Origin of the sequence: Streptomyces sp. NPDC008125 (assembly GCF_042957125.1) — a bacterium.
Taxonomy (GTDB): domain Bacteria; phylum Actinomycetota; class Actinomycetes; order Streptomycetales; family Streptomycetaceae; genus Streptomyces.
Genome location: NZ_JBIBHR010000004.1, coordinates 140,544 through 158,322, shown reverse-complemented (window position 1 = coordinate 158,322; position 17,779 = coordinate 140,544). Strand labels below are relative to the sequence as shown.

The window sequence follows — 17,779 nt, the reverse complement described above, 5'->3', positions numbered from 1 at the left end:
GTTTCCGGAACATGCACCCCCGGTATCCTGCGGGTGACCGCACCCGAAAGCCGAAGGGCACATCCGTGAGCGCCAGCAGCCCCGCAGCAGTCGTCGTCCTCGCAGCGGGTGGAGGCACCCGCATGAAGTCGAAGACGCCCAAGGTCCTCCACGAGGTCGCCGGGCGCTCGCTCGTCGGGCACGTCGTCGCCGCCGCCCGCGAACTCGACCCCGAGCAGCTGGTCGTGGTCGTCGGACACGCCGGCGAGCAGGTCGTCGCCCACCTCGAAGCGACCGCCGCGGGTGTGCGCACCGCCTTCCAGGCCGAGCAGAACGGCACCGGGCACGCCACCCGCATCGGGCTCCAGGAGCTCGGCGGCGTCGAGGGCACCGTGATCGTCCTCTGCGGCGACACCCCGCTGCTCTCCGGCGGGACGCTCGGCGCGCTCGCCGCCACCCACGCCGCGGACGGCAACGCCGTCACCGTGCTCACCGCCGAGGTACCGGACTCCACCGGATACGGCCGGATCGTGCGGGACCCGGTCAGCGGCTCGGTCACCGCGATCGTCGAGCACAAGGACGCGAGCCCGGCCCAGCACGCGATCCGGGAGATCAACTCCGGCGTCTTCGCCTTCGACGGCCGGCTCCTCGCGGACGCGCTCGGCACGCTGCGCTCGGACAACAGCCAGGGCGAGGAGTACCTCACCGACGTGCTCTCCCTCGTGCGCGAGGCGGGCCACCGGGTCGGCGCCTCGGTCGCCAAGGACCACCGGGAGATCCTCGGCATCAACAACCGGGTGCAGCTCGCCGAGGCCCGCCGCCTGCTGAACCAGCGGCTGCTGGAGCAGGCCATGCTGGACGGCGTGACGATCGTGGACCCGGCGTCGACGCTGGTCGACGTGACGGTCACCTTCGGGCAGGACGCCGTGGTGCACCCCGGTACGCAGCTGCTCGGCGCCACCCACGTCGCGGAGGACGCCGAGGTCGGCCCGAACTCCCGGCTGAAGGACACCGTGGTCCACGAGGGCGCCCGGGTCGACAACACGGTCTCCGACGGCGCCGAGGTCGGCCCCGGCGCCACCGTGGGCCCGTACGCCTACCTGCGGCCGGGCACGAAGCTCGGCGCGAAGGCCAAGGCCGGTACGTACGTCGAGATGAAGAACGCCACGATCGGCGAGGGGACCAAGGTTCCCCACCTGTCGTACGTGGGCGACGCGACCATCGGCGACCACAGCAACATCGGTGCCGCCAGCGTGTTCGTGAACTACGACGGGGTGAACAAGCACCACACCACCATCGGTTCACACTGCCGCACCGGCTCGGACAATATGTTTGTGGCACCGGTCACGGTCGGGGACGGGGTTTACACCGCCGCGGGCTCGGTCATCACCAAGGATGTACCGGCAGGCTCGCTGGCCGTGGCCCGGGGCCAGCAGCGGAATATCGAGGGTTGGGTCGCGCGCAAGCGGCCCGGAAGTGCCGCCGCTCAGGCCGCCTTGGCCGCCACACAGGATTCCGACGGCGAAAGCTGACCGGAAACACGTGCGCCGGAGTCGGCGTACCGTGATAGATGCTCACCCATTTCGGCTGGCACGTTGCACATCGGGACACATGCGTGCAACGGTCAGAAACACGTCTGAGGAGACTGTGCTGTGACCGGGATCAAGACGACCGGCGAGAAGAAACTGATGTTCTTCTCCGGCCGCGCCCACCCCGAGCTGGCCGAGGAGGTCGCACACCAGTTGGGTGTCGGTCTCGTGCCGACGAAGGCCTTCGATTTCGCCAACGGTGAGATCTACGTCCGCTTCCAGGAGTCCGCCCGCGGCGCCGACTGCTTCCTGATCCAGAGCCACACGGCTCCGATCAACAAGTGGATCATGGAGCAGCTGATCATGCTGGACGCGCTGAAGCGCGCCTCGGCCCGTTCGGTGACGGTGATCGTGCCGTTCTACGGCTACGCCCGCCAGGACAAGAAGCACCGCGGTCGCGAGCCGATCTCGGCGCGTCTGGTCGCGGACCTGATGAAGACGGCGGGTGCCGACCGCATCCTCACCGTCGACCTGCACACCGACCAGATCCAGGGCTTCTTCGACGGCCCGGTCGACCACCTCTTCGCGCTGCCGATCCTCGCCGACTACGTCGGTGCCAAGGTCGACCGCTCGAAGCTGACGATCGTCTCCCCGGACGCCGGCCGCGTCCGGGTCGCCGACCGCTGGTGCGACCGTCTGGACGCCCCGCTGGCGATCGTGCACAAGCGCCGCGACAAGGACGTTCCGAACCAGGTCAGCGTCCACGAGGTCGTCGGCAACGTCGAGGGCCGGGTCTGCGTCCTGGTCGACGACATGATCGACACCGGTGGCACGATCTGCGCCGCCGCCGACGCCCTGTTCGCGCACGGCGCCGAGGACGTCATAGTGACCGCCACCCACGGTGTCCTCTCCGGCCCGGCCGCCGACCGGCTGAAGAACTCCAAGGTCAGCGAGTTCGTCTTCACGGACACCCTGCCGACCCCGGGCGAGCTGGAGCTCGACAAGATCACGGTGCTCTCCATCGCCCCGACGATCGCCCGCGCGGTGCGCGAGGTCTTCGAGGACGGTTCGGTCACCAGCCTCTTCGAGAGCGACGAGCACTGATCGTCGCCGCCCGTGCAGGCGGTCCGACCGCCGCACACCGTTCCGCCGAGTTGCACGAGTAACCCGCAGGTCGAAGGGGTGCTGGTGCGGGCGGAACTGATCCACTTGGGGGACGGCCTCCCCGCCGGGTAGACTCACGGAGTTGCTCGGCGAGGGAGGCCGTACTCATGTACGGCGGTCCGTTATCGACGCGCTCTTCGTAGCAGGCCATCAAGTCGTGGCCGGGTGACCCGTTCATTTTCGTCACCTCACGAGGAGTGCAGCCATGGCCGACCAGATCAACCTCGCCGTCGAAGCCCGTTCCGAGTTCGGCAAGGGCGCCGCCCGCCGCGCCCGTCGTGCCAACCTGGTCCCCGCGGTCGTCTACGGCCACGGCGCCGAGTCCGTGCACATCAACCTGCCGGCCCACGAGCTCCAGCTCGCGCTCCGCACGCCGAACGTCCTGATCGGCCTGGAGATCGACGGCAAGAGCGCGCTGGTCATCCCGAAGGCCGTGCAGCGCAACGCCCTCAAGGGCAACATCGAGCACGTCGACCTGCTGACCGTCAAGCGCGGCGAGAAGGTCAACGTCGAGATCGCCGTCGAGACCGAGGGTGACCTGGCCCCGGGCGCCTTCCTGCTGGAGTTCGTCCAGAACACCCTCACCGTCGAGGCCGAGGCCACCCACATCCCCGAGTCCGTGACGGTCTCCGTCGCCGGCCTGACCGCGGGTGACTCGATCCTCGCCAAGGACATCTCGCTGCCGAAGGGCTCCGTGCTCGCCGGTGACGAGGACGCCATCGTGCTCCAGGTCGTCTCCGCGCAGGCCGAGGAGCCGGCTGCCGACGCCGAGGCGGCCGAGGGCACCGAGGCCTGAGCCTCGACCTCGTTCGACCTGCTTCACTGACGGGGCGGCGGACTCCCTTACCGGAGGCCGCCGCCCCGTCGGGCTGTACGGGGGCACCCGCGGCCCGTACGCCCCGCCCACGCCCCCCCTCCGGCCCCTTGGCGGCCGGGGCCGCATCCGAGGAGACAGCGCGCAGATGTCCGACGTCACCGACCCCTGGCTCATCGTGGGCCTCGGCAACCCCGGCCCGGAGTACACCGCGAACCGGCACAACGTGGGCTTCATGGTCGCCGACCTGCTGGCGGACCGGATCGGCGGGAAGTTCAAGCGGGCGCAGAAGGCGCAGGCGCAGGTGCTGGAGGGGCGCATCGGCCCGCCCGGACCGGCGAACCGGCGCGTGATCCTGGCGAAGCCGCAGTCGTACATGAACCTGTCGGGCGGCCCGGTGACGGCGCTGCGCGACTTCTACAAGGTGCCGACCGATCACGTCGTCGCGATCCACGACGAGCTGGACGTCGACTACGGCGCGCTGCGGCTCAAGCTGGGCGGCGGCGACAACGGGCACAACGGGCTGAAGTCGATGACCAAGTCGATGGGCCCGGAGTACCACCGGGTGCGCTTCGGCATCGGCCGCCCGCCGGGCCGGATGCAGGTCGCGGACTTCGTGCTGAAGGACTTCTCCTCCACCGAGCGCAAGGAGCTCGCCTACCTGGTGGACCGGGCGGCGGACGCGGTGGAGTCGCTGCTCGCGGACGGGCTGGAGCGGGCCCAGGAGACGTACAACTCCTGAGCGGACGGCGGGACGTGGCGGCCGATCGGTCGCCCCGTCGCGGTCCTCCGCCTGAGCCGACGCCTGTGTCACGGCCAGAAGCGGAACGTCGCATGAGACAGCGTGATCGTGGTTCTCCCCAAGTCGTCACGACCATAGGAAGTCGATCACCCCGAGTGCGCGGCGTCCCTCGGCAGGAATGCCAGGCCCCTCACTGCACGCCCCCGGTAACCCCTCCTCCGCTTCTCGCCGCGCCTCCGGTCGACCGACGTGCGGGAGAGCCGCCTTCGCGCGGCCGTCAGGCGGTGTCCGGCCGGGCCTGGTCGAGGAGTTGCTGGATGCGCAGCCCTCGGGCGGCGTCGATGCCGGTGCCGGTGCCGGTGCGTACGGCGTCGGCGAACTCGCGGCGGAGCACCGGCCAGCACTCCTCGTGGTCGATGCCGGCGGTGTCGTAGACCAACTCTTCGCCGGGTCCGAAGAGTTCGATACGGGTACGGGCGCGGGGCAGCCGGACGCTGCCGGAGAGGGACGCCTGGCTGACCGCGCCGTTCTCGTGCTCGCAGGTCAGCTCGATCCAGCGGCGGGGGTCGCCGGTCCCGCGCACGGAGACGATCGGGGCGACGGCGCTGTCGAGCAGGTCCAGCAGGTGCGGGCCGAGGTCGAGCAGCGCACCGTGCTCCAGGCGCCACGAGGTGGCGAACTCGCCGCCGAGGAAGGCCCCGTGGAGGTAGCAGGAGCGGGCGCCGGAGACCTCGCGGCCGGCCGCCTCGGCGAGGAAGGCGCGGGTCGCCGGGTGGTAGCGCTTGGTGAGGACGAGCTGCGAGACGACGCCGTGCTCGGCGACCGCGTCGGCGACCGTGCGGGCGGCGGCGAGGTCGGCGCCGAGCGGCTTCTCCAGCAGCAGGGCCTTGCCGGCCTTCGCGGCGCGGGGGGCGAGCTCGGCCTGCACGGCCGGCGGTACGGCGAAGGCGACCGCGTCGCAGCCGTCGAGCAGCTCCTCGAAGGATGTGGCGGCGCGGGTGCCGTAGGCGTCGGCGACCTCGGCGGCGGCCTCCGGGCGGCGGGCCCAGACGCCGGTGAGGGTGGTCTCGGGTCCGGCCGCCAGGATCCGGGCGTGCATGGTGCGGGCCCACGGCCCCGCGCCGACCAGCCCGACGCGGACCGGCGGGTACGGCCAGACGCCGGGCGGGGTGCTGGTGGCGGGGGGCTGGGACATGGCGTTCTCCATCGGGGATGCGGGGCGAGAGGCGTGCGGGCTCAGGCGTGCGGGCTCAGGCGAGCGCGGCGAGTCGGGCGTCGGCCCGGTCGGGATCGTAGAGGCGCTCGACGACCATGACGGCGGCCCCGGCGAGGGCGGCGCGGTCGCCGAGCGAGGTGGTGACCACCTGGAGGTGGGCGGTGGTGCGGGGCATCGCCCGCTGGTAGAGGAGTTCACGCACCCCGGTGAGGAACGGGGTGCTGGCCAGGTCGCCGCCGAGCATCAGGACGCCCGGGTTGAGGAGGGTGACCACGGTGACGAGCACTTCGCCGACGCGCTGTCCGGCGGCGCGGGCGAGCCGGAGGGCGTCGGGCTGTCCGGCGGCGAGGTGGCGGCGCACGTCGGATCCCGAGGCGGTGGGGACGCCGGCCGCCGTGAGCTGTTCGGCGATGGCCCGGCCGCTGGCCACGGCGGCGAGGCAGCCGTAGGAGCCGCACATGCAGAGCGCGTCGGGCCGGTCGTGCAGGCGGATGTGGCCGATGTCGCCGGCGCCGCCGTCGATGCCCCGGTACATCTCGCCGCCGACGACCATGCCCGCGCCGATGCCGGTGGACGCCTTCACCAGGACGAACGCGCCGCAGTCGGCGTAGTTCTCGCGCTGTTCGGCCAGGGCCATGAGGTTGGCGTCGTTGTCGACGTAGACGGGGAGCTGATACGCCCCCGCGTCCGCTCCCATCCCCGGGCCCGGAGCGGTCGGGCCGAAGGCGGTCGGGCCGAGGTGGGCGGCGAGCGCGGCGCGCATCCGCTCGCGCACCGGGAAGCGGTCCCAGCCGGGCATGATCGGCGGCTGGACGACCTGGGCGCTCTCCCAGTCGACGGGTCCCGGCACGGAGAGGCCGACGCCGCAGACCCGGTCCGGAGCGGTCTCCGCCTCCTCCAGGAGCGGGCCGAACCAGCGGGCGAGCCGGTCGAGCACCGCGTCGGGGCCGTCCGCGATGACCAGGCTCCCGGTCCGTTCGGCGAGGACCTTCCCGGACAGGTCGACCACGGCGGCACGGCCGTGCCGGGTCTCCAGGTCGGCGACGAGCACCACGGCGTGCGTGGGGTCGAACTCCAGCCGGGCGGAGGGGCGTCCGCCGGTGGAGGTGCCGGTCGCGCCGCGCAGCCAGCCGGCTTTGAAGAGCTGGTCGAGGCGGTGTCCGACGGTGGAGCGGGAGAGACCGGTGGCCTGTTGGAGCTCCCCGCGCGTGGTGGCCTCGCCGCTGCGGATGAGCCGCAGCAGGTGTCCCGCGCTCGCCTGGTTTCCTGCCATCGTCGCCGTCCTCGTCCCGTCTCTCGTGCCCCCGCGGGCCGGCCGTACGGCCGCGCCTCCCCCGGGCGCGGCACCCGGTGACCCGGCGTCAGCCGGATGCGCCCGGTGTCAGGTTGTCAGCCCTTGTCCGCGCCGCTGGTCAACCCCTCGGTGAGGAGCCGCTCGGAGGCGAAGAAAAGGATTACCACGGGAATGGTGAGGATGACCGAACCGGCCATCAGGACCGTCTTGGAGACCTCGATGCCGTTGGCGAGCTGCTGGAGGCCGAGGGAGACCGTCCACTTGCCCGGGTCGGCGGCGAGGAAGAGGAGCGCGAAGAGGAACTCGTTCCAGGCGATCATGAAGACGTAGAGCCCGGTCGCCATCAGGGTGGGCAGCGCGAGCGGAAGGATCACCTTGCGCACGGTCTGGAGGCGGGAGGCGCCGTCGATGGCGGCGGCTTCCTCGACGGAGAACGGGATGGTGACGAAGTAGTTCTTCATCATGTAGATCGAGACCGGGACCGTCTGCGCGATGTAGACGATGGCGAGTCCGACGAGGCTGCCGGAGAGCCCCATCTTCGCGAACATCACGAAGAGCGGGACGGCGAGCAGGGTGGCCGGGAAGAGGTAGACGGCCAGGAACAGGGCGCTGACGTGCCGGCTGCCGAAGAACTTGAGGCGGCTGACGGCGTACGCGCCGGGGACGGCGGCGGCCAGGGTCAGTGCGACGGTGGCGAGGGCCACCAGGGCGGAGTTGCCTAGCATCCCGAGGAAGCCCTGGCCGCCGTCCTCGGTGGACCTCAGGACGCTGCGGTAGGTGTCGAGGGTGAAGTCCTTCGAGGAGACCCAGAGGTTTCCGGGGTCCACGAGCAGCGAGTCGATGGGCTTCACCGACAGCAGCAGCATGTAGTAGAAGGGCGCGATCGTGATCACGGCGAGGAAGGCGATCACGACCCAGCGGGCGATCCCGAAGAACCGGTCCTCGAACTGGGCGCGGCTCATGCGCCTCCGGCGCGGGGCGGGTCCGGCGGTGGGGGCGGGCCGGGTGGGCTGCGGCCGTGTCACGGACGGGGCGTGGCTCATGCCGACTCCTCCTGGACCTTCTTGCCGAAGAACATGAAGTAGAGGCCCAGCAGGACCATGAGGACGAGGGCGAGGATCAACGCCTGGGCGGAGGCCGCGCCGACGTCGAAGCGGGAGGTGAGGAAGTCGTACACGCGGACCGCGACGACGTCCGTGCCCGAACCGCCGCCGGTGAGCAGGTAGATGTCGTCGAACTTGTTGAACGTCATGATGAAGCGCAGGACGGACAGCAGGGCGATGACGGGCATCATCTGCGGCAGCAGGATGTGGCGGAAGCGCTGCGAGATGGTGGCGCCGTCGACCGTGGCGGCCTCCTCCAGGCTGTCCGGGACCGCCTGGAGACGGGCGAGCATGAAGAGGAAGGCGAACGGGAAGTAGCGCCAGGACTCGAAGGCGATGACCGTGAGCAGCGCCAGCGGGATGTCGAAGTGGGCCCCGAGCAGGCTGACTTCGTAGGAACGGGTGGAGAGGAAGGCGATGGGGTCGTCCCATCCCAGAAGCTTGCTTCCCCACTCGTTGACGATGCCGTACTGCGGGCTGAGGGCCACCTCCCAGACGAAGGAGACGGCGACGACCGGTGCGACGTACGGCAGCAGCATGGAGGCGCGCAGGATGCCGCGGCCCCGGAACGGCTTGCGCAGGGCGAGTGCGGCGACCAGTCCGAGCACGATGGAGCCGGCGGTGGCGCCGACCGTGTAGAGCAGCGTGGTGCCGAGGCTGCTCCAGAAGCCGGGCGACCCGAAGACCTGCTGGAAGTTGTCCAGGGTCCAGTGGCCGAAGAGGCCGTTCTCCTGGATGTCGACGAGCTTGGCGTTCTGGAAGGCGAGCAGCACGGTCCACAGGATCGGCAGGATCACCACGACCAGGACGACCAGGAAGGTCGGGGTGACGAAGGCGAGGCCCGCGCGGTTCTCCCGGCTGCTGGTGGTCCGTGGGCTGCCGCGGCGCACCGTCGCGCCGCTGGTTTTCGTACTCATGGGTCGGTTACCTCGGGGGGAGAGCGGCCGTGCGGCTACTGGAGGGACTTCTGGAGGGCTGCCACTTCGTCGTTGGCTTCCTGGGCCGCCTCGTCGGGTGAGGTCTGGCCGCTGGTCATCGCTCCGATGGCCTTGGCGACGGGCAGTTCGCCGTTGGTGGCGCCGACGAGGGCGCCCTGGCCCTGGGCGAGGCCCCACCGCTTCATGTCGCCGACTCCGGAGACGAGGCGGTCGAGGAGTTCGGAGGGGTAGGCCTTCTGCATGGACTCGCGCTTGTCGACCCCCATGACGCTGGCGCGCCAGGCCTTCTGGAAGGCGCCGGGGTCGGTGGCGGTGCCGGTGCGGACCGGGATCTTGCCCTCGGGGGCCATGCCGAACCAGTCCTCGTAGCCCTTGCCCATCATGTACTCGATGAACTTGGCGGACGCGCCGGTCTCGGCGGTCTTGGTGACGGCCCAGGAGGTGATCTCGCCGAACTGGGCGGGTTCCTTGCCGTCGGGGCCCTGGAGCGAGGTGACGATGCCGGTGTTGCGGGCGAGGAACCCGGGGTCGTCCTTGCACGCGGCGCAGCTGGGCAGCGCGTCGGAGCGCAGGCCGGCCAGCTCGTCCAGGAGGAACGAGGACCAGACCATCATGGAGGACTTGCCGGAGAAGTAGGTGGCGCGGGTGGAGTCCACGGTCTGGGTGCCGGGGGCGCCGTGCTTCCCGCCCAGTTCGTCGTAGGCGGCGAAGGCGTTGCGGCAGGCGGCGGAGTCGAGCGCGGGGGTGCCGTCGTCGTCGACGAGCTGGCAGCCGTTGGCGAGGGCGAGGTCCTCGAAGCTCTGCTGGGTGAAGGCGTCCGAGGGGTCGGTGGCCAGCGAGATGCCGTCGGTGGAGCCCTTGTCGAGCGTCTTGGCCGCCTTGATCGCGCTCGCGTAGGTGTCCGGTGCGTCGAGCCCGGCCTCGGCGAAGAGGTCCTTGCGGTAGACGAGGAGCTGGAGCCAGGCGTCGGAGGGGACGGCGAGGGTGGTTCCGGCGTCCTTCGTGAGGGAGAGGGCGTTGGCGTTGAAGGTCCCGGCGTCCAGGTCGTGGACGACCTTCCCGGCGACCTCCGTGTTGAGCAGGCCACTGCCGTACATCTGCCAGACCTGGCCCATGGGGACGGCGCCGATGACGTCGGGGAGGTTCCCCGCGGCCGCGGCGGACATGATCAGCTGCGGGAGCTGGGCCTCGTCCACGCCGACCAGGTCGACCTTGATCCCCGTCTCCTTCTCGAAGCGGCCGACCACCTTCTTGGTCGCCGCCATGCGCGGCGCCAGGTTCTCCTGCGACCACACCGTGATCCGGTTGTCCGGCTTCTCGGCACCGGTGCTGCCGGAGCAGCCCGCGAGCAGGCCGGCGCCCAGGGTCGCGGCGAGTCCGAACAGGGTCGCCTTCGACCGTCGGGTCTTCATCACCATGCTGTGTCCTCACGCCACTTACGCACTTTCATAACGCATCTCAGCATCACTTTTGCTTATTGACAAGACATAACTCTGAGATATCTTCGACCTAAGTCAGCAGCAGTTCCCTTCCCAGCACCCTCGGAGACCCCCGTGGAACGCGTCGTCCAGTTCACCGGCCCCCGCCAGGTAGAAGTCGCCGAGCACGAGAGCGCCGCCCTGCCGGCGGGCCATCTCCGGGTCCGTACGCGCTACTCCGGCATCTCCGCGGGCACCGAGCTCACCGCCTACCGGGGCACCAACCCGTACCTGACGCGGACCTGGGACGCGGAGGCCCGCATCTTCCGCGACGGCGCGGCGGGCATCGAGTACCCGGTCGCCGGCTGGGGGTACTCCGAGGTCGGCGAGGTCACCGAGGTCTCGCCCGAGCTGGTCGAGGTCCCGGGCATGCCCGCCGTGGGCGAGCTGGTCTGGGGCATCTGGGGCCACCGCAGCGAGGGCATCGTGCCCGCCGAGCGGATGGTCGGCCACACCCTCCCGGTCGGTCTGGAGCCGCTGGCGGGCGCCTTCGCCCGCGTCGGCGCCATCGCCTACAACGCGGTGCTCGCCGCCGACATCCACCTCGGCGAAGAGGTCGCCGTCTTCGGGCAGGGCGTCATCGGCCTGCTCACCACCCGCCTCGCCCAGCTCAACGGTGCTCGCGTCACCGCCGTCGACGCCCTCGACGGCCGCCTCGACACCGCCCGTACCTACGGCGCCCGCCGCACCCTGAACGCCCGCACCGACAGCGTCGCCGAGCGCGTCCGCGAGGCCACCGGCGGCCAGGGCGCGGACGTCGCCATCGAGATCAGCGGCGTCTACCCGGCGCTCCACGAAGCCCTGCGCTCGGTGACCGTGGGCGGCCGTGTGGTGGCCTCCGGCTTCTACCAGGGCGACGGCGCCGGGCTGCGGCTCGGCGACGAGTTCCACCACAACCGCGTCCAGCTCATCTGCTCGCAGATCGGCGGGGTACCCCCGCAGCTGGCCGGCCGGTGGACCGTCGAGCGGCTCCAGCAGACCTTCCTCTCGCTGGTCGCCGAGGGCCTGGTCGACGTGAAGTCCCTGGTCAGCCATGTCGTCCCGGTGGCCGACGCCGCCGACGCCTACGTCCTGCTGGACGAGCGTCCGGCCGACGCCCTCCAGGTCGTCCTGGAGTTCTGAGCCGCTCCCCGGCCCACGCCCGGCACGGGGGACGGTCAGGCCGGGTTTCGACTCACGGCCTCAGCCCGTCCCGTCCACGGCCCACGCCCGGTACGGGGACGGCTCAGCCCGTCCCCGTACCGGGCCCCGCACCACCGCCTCGCCACTCCTCCGCGCGCTGCCCGGCAGCGCCGAAAGGCCCCTCCATGCTGAAGACCGCGCTGAAGACCGCCTGCCAGGAGCAGCTGCTCCCCGGTGACACGCTCCAGGAGAAATGGGCGTTCGCCCAGGACGCCGGGTTCGACGCCGTCGAGCTGCGCTCGCGGGGCGACTTCCACTTCCGCGACCGGCTGCCCGAGCTGAAGCAGGCGCTGGCCGACGGCGTCGTCATGCCGACGGTCTGCGTCGAGATGCTGCACTTCTTCGCCGCCTTCGACGAAGGTCTGCGCAAGGACGCCTTGGCGCAGATGAAGTCGCAGCTCAGCGTCGCGGCCGAGATCGGCGCGCTGGGCGTGCAGACCCCGGCGTCGTACGGGATGTTCTCGCGCCGGCTGCCCCCCTTCGAGCCGCCGCGCTCCGAGGAGGAGGACCGCGAGGTGCTCCTGGCGGGTCTGACCGAGCTCGGCGAGCACGCCCGCAAGGAGGGCGTCACCCTCTTCCTGGAGCCGCTCAACCGGTACGAGGACCACATGGTCAACCGGCTGGACCAGGCCGTGGACCTGCTGAGCACGGTGGGCCTGGACTCGGTGAAGATCGGCATCGACAGCTACCACATGAACATCGAGGAGACCGACCCGTCGGCCGCCATCCTCGCCGCGGCCCCGTACATCGGCCACGCCCAGGTCAGTGACTCCAACCGGTTCCAGCCGGGCGCCGGCCACCTGGACTGGCCGGCCTGGATCGGCGCGCTGCACACCATCGGCTTCGACGGCTACCTCGCCGCCGAGTGCCGTCTGACCGGCGACCCGGTCGAGGCCGTCCGCTCCATCCCGGCGTTCCTGCGGAGGTCGGGCGCATGACCTCCCTTCTCGTCGGCACCCCGGCGACCGCCGCCGACGACCCCGCCGAGGCCCTCGGGCGCGGCGCGGCCCGCGTCCTCCTCACCAACTGGATGGGCGCCTCGACGGTGCCGTCCCGGGGCCTCTACCCGCACCAGTGGAGCTGGGACTCCGCGTTCATCGCGATCGGTCTGCGCCACCTCTCGGTACGCCGGGCCCAGCGCGAGCTGGAGACCCTGCTGCACGCGCAGTGGGCGGACGGCCGGGTCCCGCACATCGTGTTCAACCCGGCGGTCCCGCACGACGCGTACTTCCCGAGCCCCGACTTCTGGCGCTCGTCGAGCGCGGGAGCGGCGGCCGGCGCCCCCGCGGGTACGGAGACCTCCGGGATCGTGCAGCCCCCGGTGCACGCGCTGGCCGCCTGGCTGGTGCACCTCGCCGACCCGGCGGACTCCCGCCGGCGCGGCTTCCTGCCCCGGGTGTACGGGCGCCTCGCCGCCTGGCACGACTACCTCACGGGTCCCCGGGACCTGGGCGGCGGCGGGCTCGCCGCGATGGTCCACCCGTGGGAGCCGGGCATGGACAACAGCCCCTGCTGGGACGCCCCGCTGGGACGCGTGGAACCGGCCGCCCGGGGCTCGTACCGGCGCGCCGACCTCGACCACGGCCAGCCCTCCGAGCGGCCCACGGACCTGGACTACGGGCGGTACGTGCGCCTGGCCACCGACTACCGCGACAGCGGTTACGCCGACGCGGGCGCCGAGCACGCGTTCGCCGTCGAGGACCCTTGCGTCAACGCGCTGCTGATCGTCTCGGAGCACGCGCTCGCCCGCATCGCCGCCGAGACGGGCGCCGACCCGGCCCCGCACGAACGGCGCGCGGCCCGCCTCACCGAGGCCCTGGTCGAGCGGCTCTGGTCGCCGCAGGCCGGCATGTTCCTGAACCGCGACCTGGTGGGCGACGAGCTCATCCCCGAGAGGAGCGTCGCCGGACTGATCCCGCTGATCGTCCCCGGCCTCCCGCCGGAGATCGTCGACGCGCTGGTCGGGACGGCCGAGAGCTCCGCCTTCCGGCTCGGCGAGGTCCCGATGGTCCCGTCGTACGACCTCACCGGCACCGCCTTCGACCCGTCCCGCTACTGGCGCGGACCCGCCTGGTTCAACACCAGCTGGCTGGTGGAGCGCGGGCTGCGGCAGTACGGGCGGGCGCGTGCGGCCGACCGGCTGCGCGCCGCGATGCTGGCGGCGGCCGGGGAGAGCGGCTTCGCGGAGTACGTGGACCCCTTCACCGCGCACGCCCGCGGCACCCGCGACTTCGGCTGGACCGCCGCACTCACCCTGGACCTGCTGGCGGCGGATCCGGGCGCGGACGTCTCCGGACAGCGGCTGGACACGACGGTGGGGGCGGACGCGTGAGCACGAGCAGCGAACTCACCCTGGTCCGCGCCGGCACGTTCGCCGTGCTCGGCGCGGACGGCGGGATCACCGGCCGCCGGGGCACCTCCCCGGACGGCCTCTTCCGCCGGGACGCCCGCCACCTGAGCCGCTGGACGCTGACCGTGGACGGCACGGCTCCCGGTGTGCTCGTACCGGTCGCCGGGGAGGCGGGCGCGGAGTGCGTACTGACCCCGCCCGGCACCCGCGACGAGCCGCCCGCCTACACGGTCTTCCGCGAACAGGCGCTCGGTGAAGGCTACTTGACCGAGCGCATCCGACTGATCAGCAACCGGGACACACCGGTATCCGCCGTCCTCGACCTCACCGTGGACGCCGACTTCGCCGACCAGTTCGAACTGCGCTCGGACAACCGCCGGTACGACAAGGCCGACGGGCGGCGCACCGCGACCCCCACCCCGGACGGAGTCGTCTTCGGGTACGAGCGCGGCGCGGACTGGCTGTCGCGGACGACCGTGGCCGCCGACCCCGCCCCGGCCGAAGTCGCCCCTCTGGAGGGCGAGTCGACCGCCCGGCTGCTCCGGTGGCACCTGGAGGTGCCCGCACAGGGAGCAGCCGAACTGCTGCTGACCGTGGCGGCGCAGCCGCACGGGGCCCCGGCGAATGGGCCGTGGGCGACCCCGGAGACCGCCGCATCCGAACAGACTCTGGACGCAGCCGAGTTCACCGGCCTCGCGCGTCCGCAGGCTTCACTCCCGCTGCCCGCCGGCGCTCCGGACGGGCTCGCGGCGGCCTGCGCGCGCGGGCTCCGCGACCTGGCGGCGCTGCGGGTCCCGGCGCTCGGGCCGGACGGCGAGGAGCTGCGGGTCCCGGGGGCGGGGGTGCCGTGGTTCCTGACGCTCTTCGGCCGGGACGCCCTGCTCACCTCGCACTTCGCGCTCCCCTACCGCCCGGAGCTGGCGGCGGCCACCCTCGCCGCGCTCGCGGCGACCCAGGGCACGGAGTACGACGCGTTCCGGGGCGAACAGCCGGGACGGATCGTGCACGAGATCCGGCACGGCGAACTGGCCGCGTTCCGCCAGGTGCCGTACGGCCGTTACTACGGTTCGGTGGACGCGACCCCGCTCTTCCTGACCCTGCTGGACGCCCACGCCCTCACCACCGGCGACACCGCGCTCGCCGCGCGCCTCGAACCGCAGGCGCGGGCGGCGGTGGCGTGGATGTTCCGGGACGGCGGCCTCTCCGAGAGCGGCTACCTCGTCTACACCCCGGACCCGGGCGGCCTCGTCAACCAGAACTGGAAGGACTCCGAGGGCGCGATCTGCTTCCTCGACGGTACCCAGGCCGAAGGCCCGATCGCGGTCGCGGAAGCGCAGGGATACGCGTACGACGCCCTGGTCCGTACGGCCCGGCTCGCCCGCACGGTATGGGGCGACCACGCCTGGGCCGACGAACTGGACTCATCCGCATGGGAGTTGCGGGAGCGTTTTCTGCGGGACTTCTGGATGACCGGCCCCGGTTTCCCGGCGCTCGCGCTGGACGGGAAGGGCCGGCAGGTCGACTCGCTCGCCTCCGACGCGGGCCACCTCCTCTGGTCGGGCATCCTCGACGAGGAGCACGCCCGCCGGGTCGGCCGGCGCCTGCTGGAGCCCGACTTCTTCTCGGGCTGGGCGATCCGCACCCTCGCGGCCGGACAGCCGGGCTACCACCCCCTCTCCTACCACCGCGGCACCGCCTGGCCGCACGACAACGCGGTCATCGTGCTCGGCCTCGCCCGCGCGGGTCTGGCCGACGAGGTCCGTGACGTCGCGCGCGGCCTGCTGGACGCGGCCGGCCACCACGGCGACCGGCTGCCCGAGGTGATGGCCGGCTACGGCCGCACCGACCACCCGCGCCCCGTCCCGTATCCGCACTCCTGCTCCCCGCAGGCGTGGGCGGCGGCGACCCCGCTGGCGATCCTCACGGCGCTCCGGGAGACGGCCGCGACGTAGCGGGACGCACGCGAGGGGGCGACCGGACACGGCCGCCCCCTCGCGTGCGCTCAGGCCGCCGGCCCCGGGTGGAACGTGTGGACCAGCTCGATGGGGCCGACGAGGTGCGCGTTGAAGAGGTCGAGCTCCTCCGCCGGGACCCACAGCTCCAGGATGGTCCGGCCCCCGGCCTGCTGGACGGGGTAGCGGCGGAGGAACTCGCTCTCGACCTCGAACCGCGTCACGTAACCCGCCCCGTCGAACCGGACGTTCCAGTCCCTGGCGATCTTGATCGCGTACTCCTCGTCGAGGACCGGGTAGAAGATCGGCTGCTCCGGCAGCCGGGGCGGCCAGGCCCGCCGGCCCGACGCCTCCACCAGGGCGAGCTCCTCGGGCCCGGTGGGGCGCCAGAGCGTCGTGGTCACCGGCCGGCCGGTCATGTCTTTCCTCTCCCGTTCACTCCTGAGTGCGGGACGGGGCCGGCCGGATTCGAACCGGCGTCCTCCTACATGCCGTGAAGGCGCGACAACCGCTGCGCTACGAGCCCCGTTCCGCCGGGTGATCCTATGCGGGGACCGCGTCGCCCGGCAGCCGCATTCGCGCGGCCGGGCGGCGCCGGCCCGGCGCCGGTCCGGCGCGTCGGGACCGGTGCCGCGCACCCGCCGTCAGCAGGTCGTCCACAACGGGGAGCGGAACGAGTGCGCCGGACCCCGGGCATCCGGCAGGCGTGCGTTCATCCCACCGGAGCCGTCCGGTGCGGGCACGGTTCCGCGCGCCTCGCACCCTCCCTCTTCCCTTACACAGCACGGGCGTTGGAGAATCCGCGCATGAACCGGCCTGCGATCGATCCGACCGCCGACGCGGCGGACACGTACCTCACGGCGCTCCACGACCGGCTGAAGGCCGACGGTTGCACGGTGACGTCGTCGGACTGGAAGGGCCACCGGTCGGTGACCGGCTTCCGTGCCGATCGCAAAGCCCGTTGGTTCGGGACGAAGGCCGAGCTGTTCGTCTTCGCGGCCGTCGTCCCCGAGATCGACGTGGTCACCCTGGGCGAGTTCACCGACTGGGCCATGCACTACGCGAAGAGCGTGCGCGGCGGCATCCCCGGCGCCCGCAACGTGGCACAGGTGCTCCCCGCACTGGTGAGCACCCGCGTCCGGCCCGAGGCGGCCCGGTGGGCGGCCCAGGACGCCCGGATTCTCGACACCTCGCTGATCAGCCGCCCCCTGACGGTCGAAACCACTCCTGGCGCCACCCGGACCACGCTGTACCGGGGCGGGACCGTCTGGGGCGGCATGTTCACCGGCCACGTGCTGGAGAAGGCGTCCCTGTACTTCCCGTGAGCATGCCCTCCCCGCGCCCCACCTCCCCGCGCCCCACCTCCCCGCGCTCCACCTCCCCGCGCTCCTCCTGCTGCCCGGCCCCCGAGGTCCGGCGGGGCCGAGGGGAGCCGGGCGGGCACTCCGAGCGGGGCGCCCCGCGCCGGAGCGCCCCCGGGGAGACGGAGCCGCTCCTCACTCGTCGGTGACCGCGCGGACGACCTTGCGCACGACCATGTCGTCCGGGCCCAGTCGCCGCCCGTCCGCCGCCCTGACCTCCAGCGCCCGGAGCTGCTGCCCCTGCTCACGGTCGACCATCCGCGAGTGGGGTTCGCCGGGGGCGAAGAAGTTCTGTTCGCCCCACTGCCGCAGCGCCACGACGACGGGGAAGAGCGCCTCGCCCTTGGCGGTCAGTACGTACTCGCGGTAGGCGCTGCCGTCCGAGGCGGGGACGGTCTCCAGGACCCCGCCCGCGACCAGGGCGCGCAGGCGCGCGGTGAGGATGTTCTTCGCCACCCCGAGGCTGCGCTGGAACTCCCCGAAGCGGCGACTCCCGTCGAAGGCATCGCGCACGATCAGGAGCGACCACCAGTCGCCGATCGCGTCCACGGACCGGGCGACGGGACAGTCGCTGTCGTCGAAGCGCGTTCTGGTCACCATGCCGTCCTCCACTCCCCAACCGGTTGCATAATGCTACCAAAGGACGCTACGGTCAGCTCTGGTGGCATGTTGCAACC

The 17,779-nt window shown here is 72.0% G+C and carries 16 protein-coding genes and 1 tRNA gene; 9 read left to right on the top strand and 8 right to left on the bottom strand.

Translation table 11 applies throughout. The annotated features are described in order from the left end of the window. Positions 1 to 65: 65 nt before the first annotated feature. The 4 genes from glmU to pth all read left to right on the top strand — a co-directional run bounded on the left by glmU (position 66) and on the right by pth (position 4,228). Positions 66 to 1,511, top strand: a complete 1,446-nt coding sequence (gene glmU, locus ACFZAX_RS08540; protein ID WP_390960218.1) for a bifunctional UDP-N-acetylglucosamine diphosphorylase/glucosamine-1-phosphate N-acetyltransferase GlmU — start codon at positions 66 to 68, stop codon at positions 1,509 to 1,511. A 120-nt stretch (positions 1,512 to 1,631) separates the two neighbouring features. Next, positions 1,632 to 2,612 carry a ribose-phosphate diphosphokinase gene (locus ACFZAX_RS08535; RefSeq protein WP_327177466.1) on the top strand — a complete coding sequence of 327 codons (981 nt, stop codon included), beginning with the start codon at positions 1,632 to 1,634 and terminating at the stop codon, positions 2,610 to 2,612. A 265-nt stretch (positions 2,613 to 2,877) separates the two neighbouring features. Beyond that, on the top strand, positions 2,878 to 3,468 hold the full coding sequence (locus ACFZAX_RS08530) for a 50S ribosomal protein L25/general stress protein Ctc (RefSeq protein ID WP_390960217.1): 591 nt from the start codon (positions 2,878 to 2,880) through the stop codon (positions 3,466 to 3,468). 166 nt (positions 3,469 to 3,634) lie between these two features. Beyond that, positions 3,635 to 4,228 (top strand): aminoacyl-tRNA hydrolase, encoded by a 594-nt coding sequence (pth, locus tag ACFZAX_RS08525; RefSeq protein ID WP_390960216.1) that lies wholly within the window; start codon positions 3,635 to 3,637, stop codon positions 4,226 to 4,228. Between the two features lie 277 nt (positions 4,229 to 4,505). On the opposite strand, the gene ACFZAX_RS08520 is transcribed toward pth, so the two are convergent. The 5 genes from ACFZAX_RS08520 to ACFZAX_RS08500 all read right to left on the bottom strand — a co-directional run bounded on the left by ACFZAX_RS08520 (position 4,506) and on the right by ACFZAX_RS08500 (position 10,197). Then, a complete protein-coding gene (locus ACFZAX_RS08520; protein WP_390960215.1) occupies positions 4,506 to 5,423 on the bottom strand; it encodes a Gfo/Idh/MocA family oxidoreductase in 918 nt (305 codons plus the stop codon). 55 nt (positions 5,424 to 5,478) lie between these two features. Then, a complete protein-coding gene (locus ACFZAX_RS08515; protein WP_390960214.1) occupies positions 5,479 to 6,717 on the bottom strand; it encodes an ROK family protein in 1,239 nt (412 codons plus the stop codon). Between the two features lie 116 nt (positions 6,718 to 6,833). After that, entirely contained in the window at positions 6,834 to 7,700 is an 867-nt protein-coding gene (locus ACFZAX_RS08510) for an ABC transporter permease subunit (RefSeq protein ID WP_390960506.1), read from the bottom strand. A 77-nt stretch (positions 7,701 to 7,777) separates the two neighbouring features. Then, positions 7,778 to 8,758, bottom strand: a complete 981-nt coding sequence (locus tag ACFZAX_RS08505; RefSeq protein WP_327177461.1) for a sugar ABC transporter permease — start codon at positions 8,756 to 8,758, stop codon at positions 7,778 to 7,780. Positions 8,759 to 8,793: 35 nt separating this feature from the next. Further along, positions 8,794 to 10,197, bottom strand: coding sequence for an extracellular solute-binding protein (locus tag ACFZAX_RS08500; protein WP_390960213.1), 1,404 nt, complete (start codon positions 10,195 to 10,197; stop codon positions 8,794 to 8,796). A 135-nt stretch (positions 10,198 to 10,332) separates the two neighbouring features. Between ACFZAX_RS08500 and ACFZAX_RS08495 the strand changes: the two genes are divergently transcribed. From ACFZAX_RS08495 to ACFZAX_RS08480, 4 genes are all read left to right on the top strand, one after another. After that, positions 10,333 to 11,379: a zinc-binding dehydrogenase gene (locus ACFZAX_RS08495; protein WP_390960212.1), complete on the top strand. Its 1,047-nt coding sequence runs from the start codon at positions 10,333 to 10,335 to the stop codon at positions 11,377 to 11,379. 185 nt (positions 11,380 to 11,564) lie between these two features. After that, positions 11,565 to 12,377 (top strand): TIM barrel protein, encoded by an 813-nt coding sequence (locus ACFZAX_RS08490; RefSeq protein WP_390960211.1) that lies wholly within the window; start codon positions 11,565 to 11,567, stop codon positions 12,375 to 12,377. Continuing rightward, positions 12,374 to 13,771: a trehalase family glycosidase gene (locus tag ACFZAX_RS08485; RefSeq protein ID WP_390960210.1), complete on the top strand. Its 1,398-nt coding sequence runs from the start codon at positions 12,374 to 12,376 to the stop codon at positions 13,769 to 13,771. The genes ACFZAX_RS08490 and ACFZAX_RS08485 overlap by 4 nt, the downstream gene beginning before the upstream one ends. Continuing rightward, positions 13,768 to 15,741 (top strand): glycogen debranching N-terminal domain-containing protein, encoded by a 1,974-nt coding sequence (locus ACFZAX_RS08480; protein ID WP_390960209.1) that lies wholly within the window; start codon positions 13,768 to 13,770, stop codon positions 15,739 to 15,741. The genes ACFZAX_RS08485 and ACFZAX_RS08480 overlap by 4 nt, the downstream gene beginning before the upstream one ends. 50 nt (positions 15,742 to 15,791) lie before the next feature. Here ACFZAX_RS08480 and ACFZAX_RS08475 read toward each other — a convergent pair whose 3' ends face one another. Continuing rightward, positions 15,792 to 16,160 (bottom strand): hypothetical protein, encoded by a 369-nt coding sequence (locus ACFZAX_RS08475; protein WP_390960208.1) that lies wholly within the window; start codon positions 16,158 to 16,160, stop codon positions 15,792 to 15,794. 34 nt (positions 16,161 to 16,194) lie between these two features. Next, positions 16,195 to 16,268, bottom strand: a tRNA-Ala gene (locus tag ACFZAX_RS08470). Between the two features lie 279 nt (positions 16,269 to 16,547). Between ACFZAX_RS08470 and ACFZAX_RS08465 the strand changes: the two genes are divergently transcribed. After that, positions 16,548 to 17,066 (top strand): hypothetical protein, encoded by a 519-nt coding sequence (locus tag ACFZAX_RS08465; RefSeq protein ID WP_390960207.1) that lies wholly within the window; start codon positions 16,548 to 16,550, stop codon positions 17,064 to 17,066. A 171-nt stretch (positions 17,067 to 17,237) separates the two neighbouring features. Here the strand turns inward: ACFZAX_RS08465 and ACFZAX_RS08460 are convergent, their stop codons facing one another. Then, entirely contained in the window at positions 17,238 to 17,702 is a 465-nt protein-coding gene (locus ACFZAX_RS08460; RefSeq protein ID WP_390960206.1) for a winged helix-turn-helix transcriptional regulator, read from the bottom strand. Between the last annotated feature and the right edge of the window lie 77 nt (positions 17,703 to 17,779).